The sequence below is a fragment of the Pseudomonas sp. MYb193 genome (genome assembly GCF_002966775.1).
GTDB lineage: Bacteria > Pseudomonadota > Gammaproteobacteria > Pseudomonadales > Pseudomonadaceae > Aquipseudomonas > Aquipseudomonas paracarnis.
The window spans coordinates 5364091-5378203 of record NZ_CP023269.1 but is presented as its reverse complement, the minus strand read 5'-3'; the positions used below and the strand labels follow the sequence as shown (position 1 = coordinate 5378203).

General features: G+C 60.9%; 16 protein-coding genes. 11 read left to right on the top strand and 5 right to left on the bottom strand.

Going from position 1 to position 14113, the window contains the following annotated elements:
* Positions 1–126 precede the first annotated feature (126 nt).
* Positions 127–882 (top strand): hydroxypyruvate isomerase family protein, encoded by a 756-nt coding sequence (locus tag CLM72_RS24570; RefSeq protein WP_105228623.1) that lies wholly within the window; start codon positions 127–129, stop codon positions 880–882.
* Positions 883–885: 3 nt separating this feature from the next.
* On the opposite strand, the gene CLM72_RS24565 is transcribed toward CLM72_RS24570, so the two are convergent.
* Both CLM72_RS24565 and CLM72_RS24560 read right to left on the bottom strand, forming a co-directional pair.
* Positions 886–1974, bottom strand: a complete 1089-nt coding sequence (locus CLM72_RS24565; protein ID WP_105228621.1) for an endonuclease/exonuclease/phosphatase family protein — start codon at positions 1972–1974, stop codon at positions 886–888.
* 41 nt (positions 1975–2015) lie between these two features.
* Positions 2016–2675: a YciC family protein gene (locus CLM72_RS24560; RefSeq protein ID WP_105229189.1), complete on the bottom strand. Its 660-nt coding sequence runs from the start codon at positions 2673–2675 to the stop codon at positions 2016–2018.
* A gap of 180 nt (positions 2676–2855) precedes the next feature.
* Between CLM72_RS24560 and CLM72_RS24555 the strand changes: the two genes are divergently transcribed.
* The 5 genes from CLM72_RS24555 to CLM72_RS24530 all read left to right on the top strand — a co-directional run bounded on the left by CLM72_RS24555 (position 2856) and on the right by CLM72_RS24530 (position 6510).
* The gene (locus CLM72_RS24555) at positions 2856–3581 is read left to right on the top strand and encodes a DUF2076 domain-containing protein (protein WP_105228619.1); all 726 of its coding nucleotides are present in this window, start codon (positions 2856–2858) and stop codon (positions 3579–3581) included.
* Between the two features lie 119 nt (positions 3582–3700).
* Positions 3701–4177, top strand: a complete 477-nt coding sequence (locus tag CLM72_RS24550) for an NYN domain-containing protein (RefSeq protein ID WP_003194396.1) — start codon at positions 3701–3703, stop codon at positions 4175–4177.
* 25 nt (positions 4178–4202) lie between these two features.
* Complete coding sequence (locus tag CLM72_RS24545) at positions 4203–4814, top strand: PolC-type DNA polymerase III (RefSeq protein WP_032895195.1); 612 nt, start codon at positions 4203–4205, stop codon at positions 4812–4814.
* 876 nt (positions 4815–5690) lie between these two features.
* A complete protein-coding gene (locus tag CLM72_RS24535; protein WP_105228617.1) occupies positions 5691–6257 on the top strand; it encodes a hypothetical protein in 567 nt (188 codons plus the stop codon).
* On the top strand, positions 6247–6510 hold the full coding sequence (locus CLM72_RS24530) for an acyl carrier protein (protein ID WP_105228615.1): 264 nt from the start codon (positions 6247–6249) through the stop codon (positions 6508–6510). The genes CLM72_RS24535 and CLM72_RS24530 overlap by 11 nt, the downstream gene beginning before the upstream one ends.
* An 85-nt stretch (positions 6511–6595) precedes the next feature.
* Here the strand turns inward: CLM72_RS24530 and CLM72_RS24525 are convergent, their stop codons facing one another.
* The gene (locus CLM72_RS24525) at positions 6596–7057 is read right to left on the bottom strand and encodes an Lrp/AsnC family transcriptional regulator (RefSeq protein WP_054918076.1); all 462 of its coding nucleotides are present in this window, start codon (positions 7055–7057) and stop codon (positions 6596–6598) included.
* Positions 7058–7217: 160 nt separating this feature from the next.
* Here CLM72_RS24525 and yedA point away from each other — a divergent pair, with 160 nt between their 5' ends.
* Positions 7218–8114, top strand: a complete 897-nt coding sequence (yedA, locus tag CLM72_RS24520; protein ID WP_034126930.1) for a drug/metabolite exporter YedA — start codon at positions 7218–7220, stop codon at positions 8112–8114.
* A 48-nt stretch (positions 8115–8162) separates the two neighbouring features.
* Entirely contained in the window at positions 8163–9497 is a 1335-nt protein-coding gene (locus CLM72_RS24515) for a DEAD/DEAH box helicase (RefSeq protein ID WP_105228613.1), read from the top strand.
* Between the two features lie 119 nt (positions 9498–9616).
* On the opposite strand, the gene CLM72_RS24510 is transcribed toward CLM72_RS24515, so the two are convergent.
* On the bottom strand, positions 9617–10843 hold the full coding sequence (locus CLM72_RS24510) for a TIGR03862 family flavoprotein (protein WP_105228611.1): 1227 nt from the start codon (positions 10841–10843) through the stop codon (positions 9617–9619).
* Positions 10844–11014: 171 nt separating this feature from the next.
* The gene (locus CLM72_RS24505; protein WP_060767991.1) at positions 11015–11935 is read right to left on the bottom strand and encodes a histone deacetylase; all 921 of its coding nucleotides are present in this window, start codon (positions 11933–11935) and stop codon (positions 11015–11017) included.
* A gap of 77 nt (positions 11936–12012) precedes the next feature.
* Between CLM72_RS24505 and CLM72_RS24500 the strand changes: the two genes are divergently transcribed.
* Genes CLM72_RS24500 through CLM72_RS24490 form a run of 3 tightly spaced genes read left to right on the top strand, consistent with a single transcriptional unit; the run spans position 12013 to position 14074 of the window.
* Positions 12013–12582 (top strand): GNAT family N-acetyltransferase, encoded by a 570-nt coding sequence (locus CLM72_RS24500; RefSeq protein ID WP_054896171.1) that lies wholly within the window; start codon positions 12013–12015, stop codon positions 12580–12582.
* Between the two features lie 38 nt (positions 12583–12620).
* Positions 12621–13490 carry an acyl-CoA thioesterase II gene (tesB, locus tag CLM72_RS24495; RefSeq protein ID WP_014720043.1) on the top strand — a complete coding sequence of 290 codons (870 nt, stop codon included), beginning with the start codon at positions 12621–12623 and terminating at the stop codon, positions 13488–13490.
* Entirely contained in the window at positions 13487–14074 is a 588-nt protein-coding gene (locus tag CLM72_RS24490) for an HAD family hydrolase (protein WP_089042497.1), read from the top strand. The genes tesB and CLM72_RS24490 overlap by 4 nt, the downstream gene beginning before the upstream one ends.
* Positions 14075–14113 lie beyond the last annotated feature (39 nt).

Sequence of the window (14113 nt, the reverse complement as noted above, 5' to 3'; positions counted from 1 at the left end):
GTTCAAGTCATTCCCAGCCTTTACGCAGGCTGGGCTCATTACCTGAAGGCTTGGAATCAGGGATTCGGCCGCCAACGACACCCAAGGCTGATGATTTCGTTTTTTCCCAGGATGGATATGTACCCAATGCTCAAGTTCAATGCTCACCTCGGTTTCCAATTCAACGAGTTGCCTTTTCTGCAACGCATCGAAGCCGCCGCCGCTGCCGGTTTCAGGGCAGTGGAGTTCCCGTCACCCTATGAATTCGATGCCAGCCTGCTCGCGGACCATCTGGCCCAATACAACCTGCCGTTGATTCAGTTCGCGGCGCCGGCGGGCGTGACCAAAGGCATCGCTGCCTTGCAGGGCAAGGAACAGGAATTTCGCGAGGGGCTGCGCGAGGCGGCCCGCTATGCGAAGGCGCTGAACTGCTCGGACGTGCACATCATGTCGGGCGTGACCACGCCTCAGGATGAGCGCGCGCTTGCCTACACCAATAACCTGGAATACGCGGTCAAGTACCTTGAAGATCAGGGTTTGCGAACGTTGATTGAAGTCATCAGCCCGCAGGCGATGCCTGGCTATTACCTGTCTGACTTCAGCAAGGCCCAGCAGGTGCTGGAAACCTTTACGAGTGTCGGGCTGATTCTGGACCTTTACCATGCCCAGCTGTTGACCGGCGACCCAGCCGGGGTGCTGGCGCAGTTTTACGACAGGACCGTCCATGTACAAATCGCCGACAACCCGGGGCGTCATGAGCCGGGCACCGGGACCATGGACTTTGCTGCCTTGTTCGCGGCGCTGGAGCAGCGTGGCTACCGAGGATGGATCGGCTGTGAATACCGCCCATCCGGCACCACGGTTGCCAGCCTTGAGTGGCTCAAGCCGCTCCTGAAACCCTAGGGGTTATTGCGCGGCAGGCAACAGGAAGCGGGCGATCACCGGCAGGTGATTGGAAATACGCAACGTATCTTCCTGCCGCACCTTGGCTTCCACGCGTTTGACGCGCGAGCTGTAGAACAGGTAATCCAGCGTGCGATCCGGGCCATCAAGGCCTGGGTCGTTGGGGAAGTGCGTCAGCCATTTCTCACGGTCGATGCCACTGGATTGGCTGTTGCTGGGGATCATCGGGTATTTGTCCCACAGTAGATGCAACTCACTGTCCGGCGAATACTGGCCACGCTTTTCTGCGTCCAGGCGCAGGAACTGGCCCAGTGGCAGCAGGTTGAAATCCCCGCCAATCAACCAGGGTGTGCCGCGACCTTCGAGTTTATCCAGCAGTCTTACCGTACTCGTGACTTGCTCCCGCACGGCACTGCGCCCAGGTGCACCGGCGTCCAGGCGGGTGTTGAGCACCGCCAGTTGGCCTCCGTCGCTCAAGGGCAGATACGTCAGCAGCAGGGCCGGCTTGGGTTGGAACTGACGGCTGACGAAGTTGGCGTCGGCGGTTGGCAATTGCAGGCGTTCGGCGTGTTCGATCTGGTAGCGGCTGAGCGTAGCGAGCTTGCGCCCCACGCTACCGAAGATGTGCAGGCTGGGCACAAAGTCGGCTTTCCAGTCGAAGGCGTGGGCGCTGCACGGGTAGAGGTCGACCAGACGCTCCTGCAACAGCGCAAGCTGGTCCTGATAGTGGGAAGGCTTGGCGCCTTCGTCGACTTCCTGCAACAGCAGGATGTCGGGCTGTTCGTCGCGAATCACCCGCGCCACTTCGTCGAGGCTAAAGGCCATGTCTTCGACGGTGGGGCGATCGTCCGGGCCGCTGCCGTCCGGGGTGTCGTACCAGAACACGTAGTTCTTGCCGGCCAGGTATTGCACATTCCAGGTCATGACCTTGAGCGCTTGCCCCGGCAACAGTGTCGGGGCGCGGGGTGCCACGCAGCTGACGGGCAGGGTCTCTTTGTCGGCAGGGCGCCAAGTCAGGCTGTAGATCAGCGCGGCCAGCAGGCCGGCGATGATCAACAGGCTCAACAGGGTGATGCGCAATAAACGGGTCATCGGCTCGGCTTATATGCGTGTCAGAAGAGCCACGGAGCATATCACCGCACGTCGGCGTCGCCACCGATCAGCATGAATAAACGGAACAGCACCACGCTGGTGAACAGTTGCAGGAAGCTGTGGGCGCTGTCCATCAGCAAGCCCAGCAACGGCGCGGGCTCAGGGTACGCCGCCACGCTGGCGCCCTTGAGCAGCCACAACGGCGTCATCACGCACAGCAGGCACACCAGGATGCTCCAGAAATGCCCGCGGGTCAGGCGAAAGCTTTCCTTCATCGCCTCCAGGGCCGGCATGCCGCGCAGCACCAGCAGGTATTCGGCAAACGCCAGCACCACCATCAGCCACAAGCCCGGCAGGAAATACAGCGACAGCCCCAACAGAATCAGCAAGGTGCTCATGGCTGTCAGCAGGGCAAAACGCGGCCACAGGCTCAAGGCCATGGCCCACACGTCCTTGGTGCGCGGCGACTCGCCTCGGGTGCGGGCATCGAGAAACAGGATCAGGGCACCGGTGTACAGCGGGTACACCAACAAACCTACGACCACGCTGTAGCCGGGAAACGCATCCGGGCCCAGCGTGTGGTCCAGCACCTGTTGCAGCAAGGCTTCGAGGATCACCAATGGCAGGCACAGCTGGACGATGGCGCCCAGGTTGCGCTGGGTAAAGCGGAAGGAGTCGCGCAAAACGTCTAACGGATTCATCAGGGTCATCACAGGCCTGGAAGCAGAGGGCGACACTTTAACCGATCAGGGTCCAAGGGGCGCAAACGTAAACCTTGAGTAAAGACCATTGAAACAACTCGTAACATCCCCATAACTGGAAAGCCCCGGCCTGATCACAGGCGGGACCGGAATTTTTATCGGCAATCTAACGAGGTCGCCATGAACAGCGAAGAGCAAACCCTGATCGATGGACTGTTTTCACGGTTGCAGCAAGCCGAAACGGACTCAGCCCCCCGCGACGCCCAGGCCGAAGCGCGGATCAAGGAGCATATGGCTCGCCAACCCGCGGTCGGCTACTACATGACCCAGTCGATTCTGGTACAGGAACATGCGCTGCAGAGTCTTGACGCGCAGAACAAGCAACAGGCCCAGCAGATCCAGCAATTGCAGGACGAGCTGCAACGGGCCAAGGCCACGCAACCTGCGCCGGCCAGCGGTGGTGGGTTCCTGTCGAGCATCTTTGGCGGCGGCTCCCGTGACCCACAGCCTGCGCCGAGCAACTCCGGTGGCGGCTGGCGTGAACCGGCGCGGCCATCGTTCAACCAGCCAGCGCCCCAGCAGAACTATCAGCCGGCGCAAGCACCGGCAGCCGCGCCAGCCGGCAGTGGCTTCCTCGGTGGTGCCATGAAGACCGCCGCCGGCGTGGCCGGTGGGGTGTTGCTGGCCGAAGGAATCAGCAGCCTGTTCCATCACAACCAGCAACCGCAGGTGGTGGAAGAGATCATCGAACAACCGGCACCGGCCAGTGATTCAGGTAACTGGGGCAACGATGACCAGAAGTTTGCCGGCAATGACAGCTGGGGCAGCAATAACGCCGATAGCTTCGCCGACAGCGATTATTCCGACGATTCCTCTTCCTTTGGCGACGACGATTCCTTCGTCTGACACACCAGGCCCGGGGCGCTGCGGCGCTCCGGTCTGATTTTTTCCCGGAAACGCTCCCTTGGCTGGCATACTGGCGCCCTTTCCGGGCGCTGGCGCCTGGCTGTCCATGAGGAAGTGCGGTGAAAAAAATTGCAGTGTTCGCCGATGTGCAAAACCTCTACTACACCGTGCGCCAGGCCTATGGTTGCCACTTCAACTACGCCGCCCTGTGGGCTGACATCAGCGCGCGCGGGCAGATTGTCGAGGCGTACGCCTATGCCATCGACCGCGGCGACAGCAAGCAGCAGCAGTTCCAGCAGATCCTGCGCAACCTGGGCTTTACGGTAAAACTCAAACCGTATATCCAGCGCAGCGACGGCTCGGCCAAGGGCGACTGGGACGTGGGCATCACGCTGGACATCATGGACGCCGCCGACCATGTCGACGAAGTCGTATTGGCCTCTGGTGACGGTGATTTCGACATGTTGCTCGAACGCATCATCCACAAGCATGGCGTGCGGGCCGTGGCCTACGGCGTGCCGGGGCTGACGGCCAACTCATTGATACGCGCCGCCAGCCACTACGTGCCGATCGAAGGCGCGTTGTTGCTTAAATAGATCGTAGAACGGAGTTGGAACAGGTTTGGAACGTATAGCGGTCATCGACTTTGAAACCACTGGCATCACCCCCAGCAGCCACTGCCGGGCCACGGAGATTGGCGTGGTCATCCTCGAGCGTGGGCAGATCGTGGACCGCTACCAGAGCCTGATGAACGCCGGTGTGCGCGTACCGGCCTTTATCGAACAGCTCACCGGCATCAGCAACGCCATGCTGCGCAGCGCGCCACCGGCTGAACGGGTGATGAACGAAGTCAATGAGTTCGTCGGCACCACGCCCTTGATGGCACACAACGCCGCGTTCGACCAGAAGTTCTGGGACTTTGAGCTGGGCCTGATCCGCCGCACCCGCCTGCAGAAATTCGCCTGCTCCCTGCTGCTGGCCCGCCGCCTGATGCCGGCGGCGCCCAACCACAAGCTCGGCACCCTCAACACCTACGCCAAACTGCCCCACACCGGCCAGGCTCACCGGGCGCTGGCGGATGCGGAAATGGCCGCCAACCTCACCGCACACCTGGCCCAGGAACTGCGTCAGACCCACGGCCTGCGTGAACTGTCCCATGACCTGTTGTGCACCTTGCAAAAAGTGCCTGCCGCGAAGATCAATGAGCACCTGAAGAAACATCGCGGGTTCTGATCCAGCTACTGCCTCAAGAACACTGGCGTTCCAATGTGGGAGCTGGCTTGCCTGCGATAGCCATAAGTATCTACACAACGCTGTAACGGTCGACGGTAACCACGATGCGAAGCGAGTCGCTTTTGATCTTGATCTGCTTTTGATCTTAGGCGCCCCGTTAAACCACGCTGGCGGATTACGGGTACACCGAGCCTAGGCGAGGTGCCGAGTGGTGGGGCAAGAGCCCTTTTGGTTACTTTTGGGGCTCTTTTCCAAAAGTGACCCGCTGTCAGAGCGGAACCCTAAGTGGCCGTTACCGCAGGAATGGATATGCACTCGGTATAACAGCGTAGGCTTTCCAGGCCGCCATCGCAGGCAAGCCAGCTCCCACAATTTGATCGCGGGGCGTCAGGTAGATATGCGCTGGCCGCCGGGGCCGTCACGGGAGCAAGCTCCCTCGCCACAGATTTAGCGTCGTGCCGAAGTTGTGTAGATACCTATGCTGCGATAGCGGTGTATCAGCCAGCCATTTATTGCCTGACCCTCCGCTATCGCAGGCAAGCCCGGCTCCCACAGGGGTTATGCGTCGTTTATCGAGGCTGTGCGCACTCCAACGCCTGGCCCACCACCCCCTTCGCCATCTCCACCCAACGCATCTCATCACTCCGTCCGATGCGTGGGCCAGGGCGTCGGACTTGCACGTCCGGTCACCGAGCATTCGATGACAGGGCGAGACTGGCTACCGAATCCGACGCAAACAAGGCACCTGAGCGCTGAATGGTCGGTAGGTCAAATCCGGCTATGAGTTAGGACCTTTCTGGTTTTCTTCTTTACTCATCCATCGCGTTTTACTGCGACCTACCATTCTGTGTGTCATTCACGCACAGGGACAAGAACATGCAGGAAAGCGATCTTCATACGGCGATTATGCGAAGCAAGTTGGAACTTGAATCAAATGGCATTGATCTGGGTTCCAGTTCAAGCATGGCGTTTCATGTGGGCAACACGATGACGAGCTACCCGGCTGTCATGGTGTTGCCGAGTTCGCCAGGTTGGAGTCATGGCCCTCATTACCAGTTACTCAAGCCGATTCACGCTGACTCCGCTGTGCCCGATACGACGTTTGATGAACTCTGGAAATGTACACAGCAACACTACGGCCTCACGGCAGCCACAGTGATCACTGGCGCGGCGGGCATACCCATAAGCAAAATTGCGGTGGGTGGTTGGGTTCACGTCGGCTCCAGCAAAACCACGAACCTGGCTAGCCTGATCGGCATGCGCTTTTTCCCTCGTACGTTGATCAGGCAACCCACCATGCCCAGAATGGCAAAGGCAACGTTTGGCACGGTGCGGGTATTTGGCATCATCGGGCGAGGCAGGCCCTTCGTCGCTGCCGGGCTTGCAGTCTTTGACCTGGTCAGTATTGGTAAGTGTGCCTATGAGGCGAGAAATGGACGGTAGCCTGGCCAGAGCCGACATCAGCGAAAAAGTGATCCAGCTGTTCGTCGATATCATCGGTTTTATCGACCGGCGCGAAGTGACGGAGCACACCGATTTCATCCATGACTTCGACATCATTGATGACGACGTGACCTGCTTTGTCATGCAGATCAAGTGGCAGTTCAAGCTGCAAGCGACGCAGGAGGATTGGGGTCACATCACTACGATTGAGCAGGTAGTCGATTTGATTGTTCAGCGTTCGATTCTTCGGTGAGGTCACTGGCGCCATCGCAGGCAAGCCAGCTCCCACAGTTGACCGCGTCGCTCGGGCAGTACGCGATCCCTGTGGGAACGATCGCTCAGCCAGCATTTTTCCCATTGGCTTCCAATTGCCCCAACGGCACCCGCCGCTCTATCGCGCTGGACAAAATAATCGAGGTCTTGCTGAAGCCAAACTTCGCGACCCGGTTAATCAGGCTCTCCAACTCGGGCATCGAGCCCACCGCCGCTTGCATGATCACGCATGGGTCGCCCGTGACCCGGTGGCATTCGGTCAGTTCGGGTATCTCCGCCAGGGCGTCGTACACCTTTTGGCTGCCATGGTTGGTCAGCCGCAACTCAATCACGCATTGAATCGGCAAGCCCACTTTGGATAAATCCACCTTGGCCTGGTAGCCGGTGATCACGCCGCTGGCCTCAAGCTTGGCCACGCGTTCGGCCACGGCGGGGGCGGAGAGGTTTACGGTGCGCGCCAGTTGCGCGTAGGAAGCACGGCCATCTTCAAGCAGGGCGCTGAGGAGCATGCGGTCATATTTGTCCATGATAAGGCTCCGGTTGCGCGTGGCTTTCGAAAGCATGGTTTATAGCCTTGATAACCATGGTTTGAGAAGTGTATTGGCGTTTTAAACAGGTTTTGTAACTTAAGTTTATCCGCCTTCGTTTCTAGAATAAGTCTCCCATTTCCTGCCATAGAGCCGCCCAATGCCTGGCCCACGTCGCTTTCCCTTACCGTTGATCGCCGCCTTTTTTGCGTTGTATGTGATCTGGGGTTCCACCTACCTGGTGATCCGTATCGGCGTGGAGTACTGGCCGCCGCTGTTGCTGGCGGGGATTCGGTTTTGCACGGCGGGGGTATTGATGTATGGCTTCCTCAGATGGCGCGGGGTGCCGGCGCCGACCTGGCCGCAGTGGAAGGCGGCCGGGATGATCGGCATTTTGTTGCTCACCGTGGGCAATGGGGGCGTCAGCGTGGCGGAACATATGGGCGTGTCGTCCGGCGTGGCGGCGCTGGCGGTGGCGACGGTGCCGCTGTTTACCTTGCTGTGTGGGTTTTTCTGGGGCGCGCGTAATACGCGGTTGGAATGGGCCGGGGTGCTGCTGGGGATCATCGGCATCGCCATGCTCAACATGGGCAGTACCTTGCAGTCGAGCCCACTGGGCGCGGTGTTGCTGTTGATGGCGGCGGCGTCGTGGGCCTTCGGCTCGGTGTGGAGCCGCCATTTGCCGTTGCCCCAAGGCGCCATGGCCAGCGCCGCGGAAATGCTCGTGGCTGGCGTGGCGCTGCTGATCGTCAGCGCGTTGTCTGGCGAGCACCTGCAGGCCATGCCGCCGCTGGAAGGCTGGCTGGCCCTGGCGTACCTCACGGTGTTCGGCTCGATCATCGCCTTCAACGCTTATATGTACCTGCTCAAGCACGTACGCCCGGCGGCGGCGACCAGTTATGCCTACGTGAACCCGGCCGTCGCCGTGTTGCTGGGGATTGTGTTCGTGGGTGAGAGCATCGGCCTGGAAGAAGCCCTGGCAATGCTGGTGATCATCAGCGCGGTGTTGCTGATCAGCCTGCCCCAATGGCGCAAGCCCAAACCCGAAATAAGGTAAACTGCCGCGCATTACGCCCTTGCGCTGAATTTTTCCTACGGTAACTACATGACTTTCGCCACCCTTGGCCTGATCGAACCCTTGCTGCGCGCCCTTGAGACGCTTGGCTACCAGACCCCGACGCCGGTGCAGGCGCAAGCCATTCCGGCAGTGCTGGCCGGTCGCGACCTGATGGCCGCGGCCCAGACCGGCACCGGCAAGACCGCAGGTTTCGCTTTGCCGCTGCTGCAACTGCTGACCATGGAAGGGCCGAAAGTCGCCGCCAACTCGGCGCGTGCGCTGATCCTGTGCCCCACCCGTGAACTGGCCGAGCAGGTTCATGCCAGCGTTGCCGAGTACGCCCAACACCTGCCGCTGACCACTTACGCGGTGTACGGCGGCGTGAGCATCAACCCGCAGATGATGAAGCTGCGCAAAGGCGTCGACATTCTGGTCGCCACCCCTGGCCGCCTGATCGACCTGTTCCGCCAGAACGCGCTGAAGCTCAACCAGCTGCAAACCCTGGTGCTGGATGAAGCCGACCGCATGCTCGACCTGGGCTTCTCCGAAGAGCTTGCCAACATTTATCGCATGCTGCCGAAAAAGCGCCAGACCCTGTTGTTCTCCGCGACCTTCTCCGATGACATTCGCCTGCTCGCCGGGCAGATGCTCAACGACCCGCTGAGCATCGAAGTCAGCCCACGCAACGTTGCCGCCAACACCGTCAAGCAGTGGGTGGTGCCGGTGGACAAGAAGCGTAAGCCGGAGCTGTTTGTGCACCTGATGCGCAAAGGCCGTTGGAAGCAAGTGCTGGTGTTCGCCAAGACCCGCAACGGCGTAGACGCCTTGGTGGACAAGTTGCAGGGCCTGGGGATCAACGCCGACGGCATCCATGGCGACAAACCTCAAGCCACCCGCCAACGCGCACTGGACCGCTTCAAGACCAGCGACGTGCAGATCCTGGTGGCCACCGACGTAGCGGCCCGTGGCCTGGATATCGAAGACCTGCCGCTGGTGGTCAACTTTGACCTGCCCATCGTGGCCGAGGACTACATCCACCGTATCGGCCGTACCGGGCGTGCGGGCAACACCGGTGAGGCGATTTCCCTGGTGTGCGCCGATGAGGTGAACATGCTCTCGGCCATCGAGATGCTGACCCGTCAGACCCTCACCCGCAAGATGGAACCGGATTTCGAGCCGGAGCACCGCGTGCCGGACACCGATGCCAGCGGGCAGGTTGTGAAGAAACCGAAAAAGCCGAAGAAGCCGAAGGCGTCCGGCGGTGGCGGCAAGCGCAATCTGGGCAAGTGGGTGGACAGTGGGGACGTAGCCCCGGCTGAGCCGTCGATCAAGCCGGTGCGCAAGGTGCCGGTGTTTAATACTGGGCCGCGTAAGAAGAAGTGATTTTCGCAGTGGCTGATGGCCTCATCGCAGGCAAGCCAGCTCCCACCTTTGAATTGTGAATACAGTCAAAGGTGGGAGCTGGCTTGCCTGCGATGGGGGCCTTGAATCCACCGCAGCGCTCAGCGGTTAAGCCACTCCAACATCCCCAGCCCAGCCGCCCGGCCACTGGCAAAACACCCAGTCAGCAAATACCCACCGGTCGGCGCTTCCCAATCGAGCATTTCCCCCGCACAAAACACCCCAGGCAACGGCTTGAGCATCAACCGCTCATCCAGCGCTTCAAACGGCACACCGCCTGCCGTGCTGATCGCCTCATCCATCGGCCGCGTTTTCAACAATGTCAGCGGCAACGCCTTGATATCCACTGCCAATTGCGCCGAATCGGTGAAGTGTTCAGCAGGCGTGAGCTCGCGCAACAACGCCGCTTTCACGCCATCCAACCCCAGCTGACTGTGCAAATGCTTGCTCATCGACCGCGAGCCACGGGGCTTGGCCAATGCGGCCTGCACCTTGTCCAGCGGCTTGCTGGGCAGCAAATCGATATGCACCGTGGCCGCTCCGTCGCGGTTGATCGCTTCGCGAATCGGCGCTGACAAGGCGTAAATCAAGCTGCCTTCGATACCGGTGGCAGTGATCACGCATTCGCCCAGCCGAGGTTTGTCATCCCCCAGGCCAATGGCGACGTTTTTCAACGGCGCGCCAGCGAATTTGCTGACCATCAACTCGCTCCATGCCGACACTTCAAACCCGCAATTGCTCGGTTGCAGCCGCACATAGGGCAGGCCTTTGCCTTCAAACAGGTTAAGCCACGCGCCGTCGGAGCCCAATCGCGACCAGCTGCCGCCGCCCAGGGCCAGCAGCACGGCGTCGCTGTGGACAACTTTTTCGCCGTCCGGGCTGTGGATAAGTAAATCGCCCTCGTCATTCCAACCCGTCCAACGATGCCGGGTGTGGATAACCACACCTTGCTCCCGCAGACGCTTGAGCCAGGCGCGCAACAGTGGCGCGGCTTTCATATCGGTAGGAAATACGCGGCCGGAGGTACCGACAAAGGTCTGGATACCCAGGCCATGAATCCATTCGCACAACGCCTCGGCACCAAAGCTGCGCAGCAACGGCGCCATGTGCGGCGCGCGTTCGGCGTAGCGCGACAGGAACGCCGGGTACGCCTCGGAGTGGGTGATGTTCATGCCGCCCACGCCTGCCAGCAGGAACTTGCGCCCCACCGACGGCATACCGTCGTACAGGTCCACGCGCACGCCAGCCTGGCTCAAGACTTCGGCGGCCATCAGCCCGGCGGGGCCGCCGCCGATAATGGAGACGTGGTGGGCAGAACTCTGAGGCATGGGCAGGGCTACGGTGATGTGAATAGGCCGAGCATTCTACCCGACCACGACGCCGCTGCCTGATCAAAAAACGTACACTTTCCTACAGGCCATGCGGTCAAACGCTTGTAGCCGCTTACGCTCAAGTTATCCACAGGCCGTTCCACAGGCATTGTGGGTAACGCTCACACTTCAATGACAGCCTGATGACGTCCATACCCGCTGCGCGCTGTGGTGCAGGATGCCGTGGCGGCGGGCGAGGGCGGGGCGGTCCTTGCTATAGCCGCCACCGATCACGCCCATCACTGGAATGTCGCGGCCCAGGCAGTGGCGCATCACGCTTTCATCACGGGCGGCGACGCCGGCGTCTGTCAGCTTGAGGTAACCAAGGGCGTCGTCCTTGTGCACATCCACGCCGGCGTCGTACAGCACCAGGTCCGGCTGGTAGAGCGGCAGCAGGTAGTTGAGCGCGTCATCCACCACCTTGAGGTAGTCGGCATCGCCCATACCCATGGGCAGCGGGATGTCCCAGTCGCTCTGGGCCTTGCGTGCCGGGAAGTTCTTTTCGCAGTGCAGCGACACGGTAATGGCGTCCGGTGTGTCGTGGAGGATGCGTGCGGTGCCGTCGCCCTGGTGTACGTCGCAATCGAAGATCAACACGCGATTGACCCGGCCGCTGGCCAACAAGTAATGGCTGATCACCGCCAGGTCATTAAAAATGCAGAAACCCGCCGGATAATCGTAATGGGCATGGTGGGTGCCACCGGCCAAATGGCAGGCCAGGCCATGTTCGAGGGCCTGTTCGGCGGCCAGGATCGAGCCGCCCACCGCACGCACCGTGCGCCGGGCCAGGGCTTCGCTCCACGGCAGGCCAAGGCGGCGTTGGTCCTCGCGGGACAGTTCGCCGCTCATGTAGCGTTCGATATACCCAGGTTCATGGGCCAGGGCCAAAATGTCTGCCGGGCACAGCGGCGGGCGCAGCAATTGGCTGTCTTCGGTCAGGCCGCTGTCCACCAGGTGGTCACGCAACAGGCGAAACTTGTCCATGGGGAACCGGTGGTCCGCCGGGAACTCAGGGCTGTAGTCTTCGTGGTAGATCAATGGCAAGGGCATGGGATTTTCTGACGGGAACCTGCGACGGATCTTAACAGCGCTGTACACTCACGCACATGGCAAGGCAGGGGGGCCCCATGGAGCCGATACTGGAATTGGAAAGTGCACGCTTGGTGCTGCGCCAATGGCGCGACAGCGACCTGCCGGACTTTGCGCGCATGTGCGCCGACCCGCAGGTGATGCGTTACTTCCCGGCTCAATTGAGCCACTTGGAGAGCGCAGCGTTGATCGGCCGTATTCGCGGGCATTTTGCTGAATATGGCTTTGGGTTCTGGGCTTTGCAGCGCAAGGACACCGGTGAATTTATCGGCCTGACGGGCCTTGCGAATGTCAGCTTCGAAGCCGGCTTTACCCCTGCGGTGGAAATCGGCTGGCGCCTGGCCCGCGAACATTGGGGCCTGGGTTATGCCAGTGAGGCGGCCTGGACGGCGTTGCGCTGTGGTTTTGACCGCTTGCAACTGGACGAAATCCTGGCCTTCACCACTGAAGCCAATCTGCCCTCACAAAAAGTCATGCAGGCCATCGGTATGCATTACGATCCGCAGGCAGATTTTGAACACCCGAAAGTCGCAGCCGGTGACCCGCTGCGCCCGCATGTTTTGTACCGCATCACCCGCGCCCAATGGTTGGACACGCTGCACGGATAAGCAGCCCGGAATGCCCTATTGATTGTAGGAGTTGCTCTATGAGCCAAGTATTGGAAGATCTGGTGGACTTGCTGACCCTGGAGCCGATCGAGGAAAACCTCTTTCGCGGCCGCAGCCAGGACCTGGGCTTTCGCCAACTGTTCGGCGGCCAAGTGCTCGGCCAGTCGCTGTCGGCGGCCAGCCAGACCGTAGAAGAAGCGCGGCATGTGCATTCCCTGCACGGTTATTTCCTGCGCCCTGGCGATGCCGCGTTGCCGGTGGTGTATTCGGTGGACCGCGTGCGCGACGGTGGCAGTTTCAGCACGCGTCGTGTCACCGCGATTCAAAAGGGCAATCCGATCTTCACCTGCACGACCTCGTTCCAGTACGACGAACAAGGCTTCGAGCACCAGACCACCATGCCGGTGGTAGTGGGCCCGGAAAACCTGCCATCGGAGCTGGAGCTGACCCAGCAACGTGCGCACCTGATCCCCGAGCACATGCGCGACAAGTTGCTGTGCCCCAAGCCCATTGAAGTGCGCCCGGTCACCGAAAAAGACCCGTTCAACCCGCAGCCGTCCGACCCAGTCAAGTACGTGTGGTTTCGTGCCGACGGTGCCTTGGCGGACACCCCGGCGCTGCATAAGTACCTGTTGGCCTACGCCTCGGACTTTGGTCTGTTGACCACCTCGTTGCTGCCCCATGGCAAGACCGTGTGGCAGAAAGACATGCAGGTCGCCAGCCTCGATCACGCGCTGTGGTTCCACGCCGACCTGCGTGCCGATGACTGGTTGCTGTACGCCATGGACAGCCCGTGGGCCGGCAACTCCCGGGGTTTCTCCCGGGGCAGCGTGTACAACCGCGCCGGGCAACTGGTGGCGTCGGTGACCCAGGAAGGTTTGATCCGCCATCGCAAGGATTGGGCATGAGCCTCTGCGACGTGAAGCACTGGGTGTTCGACATGGACGGCACCCTCACGGTGGCGGTGCATGATTTTGCGGCTATCCGCGTGGCGCTGCAGATCCCGCCTGAAGACGACATTCTCACGCACCTCGCGGCATTGCCGGCAGATGTCGCGCAGGCCAAACATGCCTGGTTGCTGGAGCATGAGCGCGAGCTGGCGCTGGGTTCCATAGCGGCCGAAGGTGCCGTTGAGCTGGTACGCGAATTGGCCGGGCGCGGTTATCGTTTGGGGATCCTGACCCGTAATGCGCGGGAACTGGCCCATATCACCCTGGAGGCGATAGGCCTGGCGGACTGCTTTGCCATTGAGGACGTGCTGGGGCGCGATGATGCGCCGCACAAGCCGGACCCCGGTGGGTTGCTGAAACTGGCGGCGGCTTGGGACGTAGCACCCCGCGAAATGGTGATGGTGGGGGATTATCGCTTTGACCTGGATTGTGGCCGGGCAGCGGGCACCAAGACGGTGTTGGTGAACTTGCCGGAGAACCCTTGGCCGGAATTGGCGGATTGGCATGCCGAGGATTGTGCGGCGCTGCGCCGAATGATCTAAGCCGGGCGACAGAGAGCAAATGTGGGAGCTGGCTTGACC

What these genes read in the sequence shown, in the direction of transcription:
- CLM72_RS24530 (WP_105228615.1), top strand. Translation starts at nt 6,247, where the DNA reads ATGGACGGTAGCCTGGCCAGAGCCGACATCAGCGAAAAAGTGATCCAG.
- CLM72_RS24565 (WP_105228621.1), bottom strand. Translation starts at nt 1,974, where the DNA reads ATGACCCGTTTATTGCGCATCACCCTGTTGAGCCTGTTGATCATCGCC.
- CLM72_RS24505 (WP_060767991.1), bottom strand. Translation starts at nt 11,935, where the DNA reads ATGCCCTTGCCATTGATCTACCACGAAGACTACAGCCCTGAGTTCCCG.
- CLM72_RS24510 (WP_105228611.1), bottom strand. Translation starts at nt 10,843, where the DNA reads ATGCCTCAGAGTTCTGCCCACCACGTCTCCATTATCGGCGGCGGCCCC.
- CLM72_RS24515 (WP_105228613.1), top strand. Translation starts at nt 8,163, where the DNA reads ATGACTTTCGCCACCCTTGGCCTGATCGAACCCTTGCTGCGCGCCCTT.
- CLM72_RS24555 (WP_105228619.1), top strand. Translation starts at nt 2,856, where the DNA reads ATGAACAGCGAAGAGCAAACCCTGATCGATGGACTGTTTTCACGGTTG.
- CLM72_RS24535 (WP_105228617.1), top strand. Translation starts at nt 5,691, where the DNA reads ATGCAGGAAAGCGATCTTCATACGGCGATTATGCGAAGCAAGTTGGAA.
- CLM72_RS24525 (WP_054918076.1), bottom strand. Translation starts at nt 7,057, where the DNA reads ATGGACAAATATGACCGCATGCTCCTCAGCGCCCTGCTTGAAGATGGC.
- CLM72_RS24500 (WP_054896171.1), top strand. Translation starts at nt 12,013, where the DNA reads ATGGAGCCGATACTGGAATTGGAAAGTGCACGCTTGGTGCTGCGCCAA.
- CLM72_RS24490 (WP_089042497.1), top strand. Translation starts at nt 13,487, where the DNA reads ATGAGCCTCTGCGACGTGAAGCACTGGGTGTTCGACATGGACGGCACC.
- CLM72_RS24560 (WP_105229189.1), bottom strand. Translation starts at nt 2,675, where the DNA reads ATGAATCCGTTAGACGTTTTGCGCGACTCCTTCCGCTTTACCCAGCGC.
- CLM72_RS24570 (WP_105228623.1), top strand. Translation starts at nt 127, where the DNA reads ATGCTCAAGTTCAATGCTCACCTCGGTTTCCAATTCAACGAGTTGCCT.
- tesB (WP_014720043.1), top strand. Translation starts at nt 12,621, where the DNA reads ATGAGCCAAGTATTGGAAGATCTGGTGGACTTGCTGACCCTGGAGCCG.
- yedA (WP_034126930.1), top strand. Translation starts at nt 7,218, where the DNA reads ATGCCTGGCCCACGTCGCTTTCCCTTACCGTTGATCGCCGCCTTTTTT.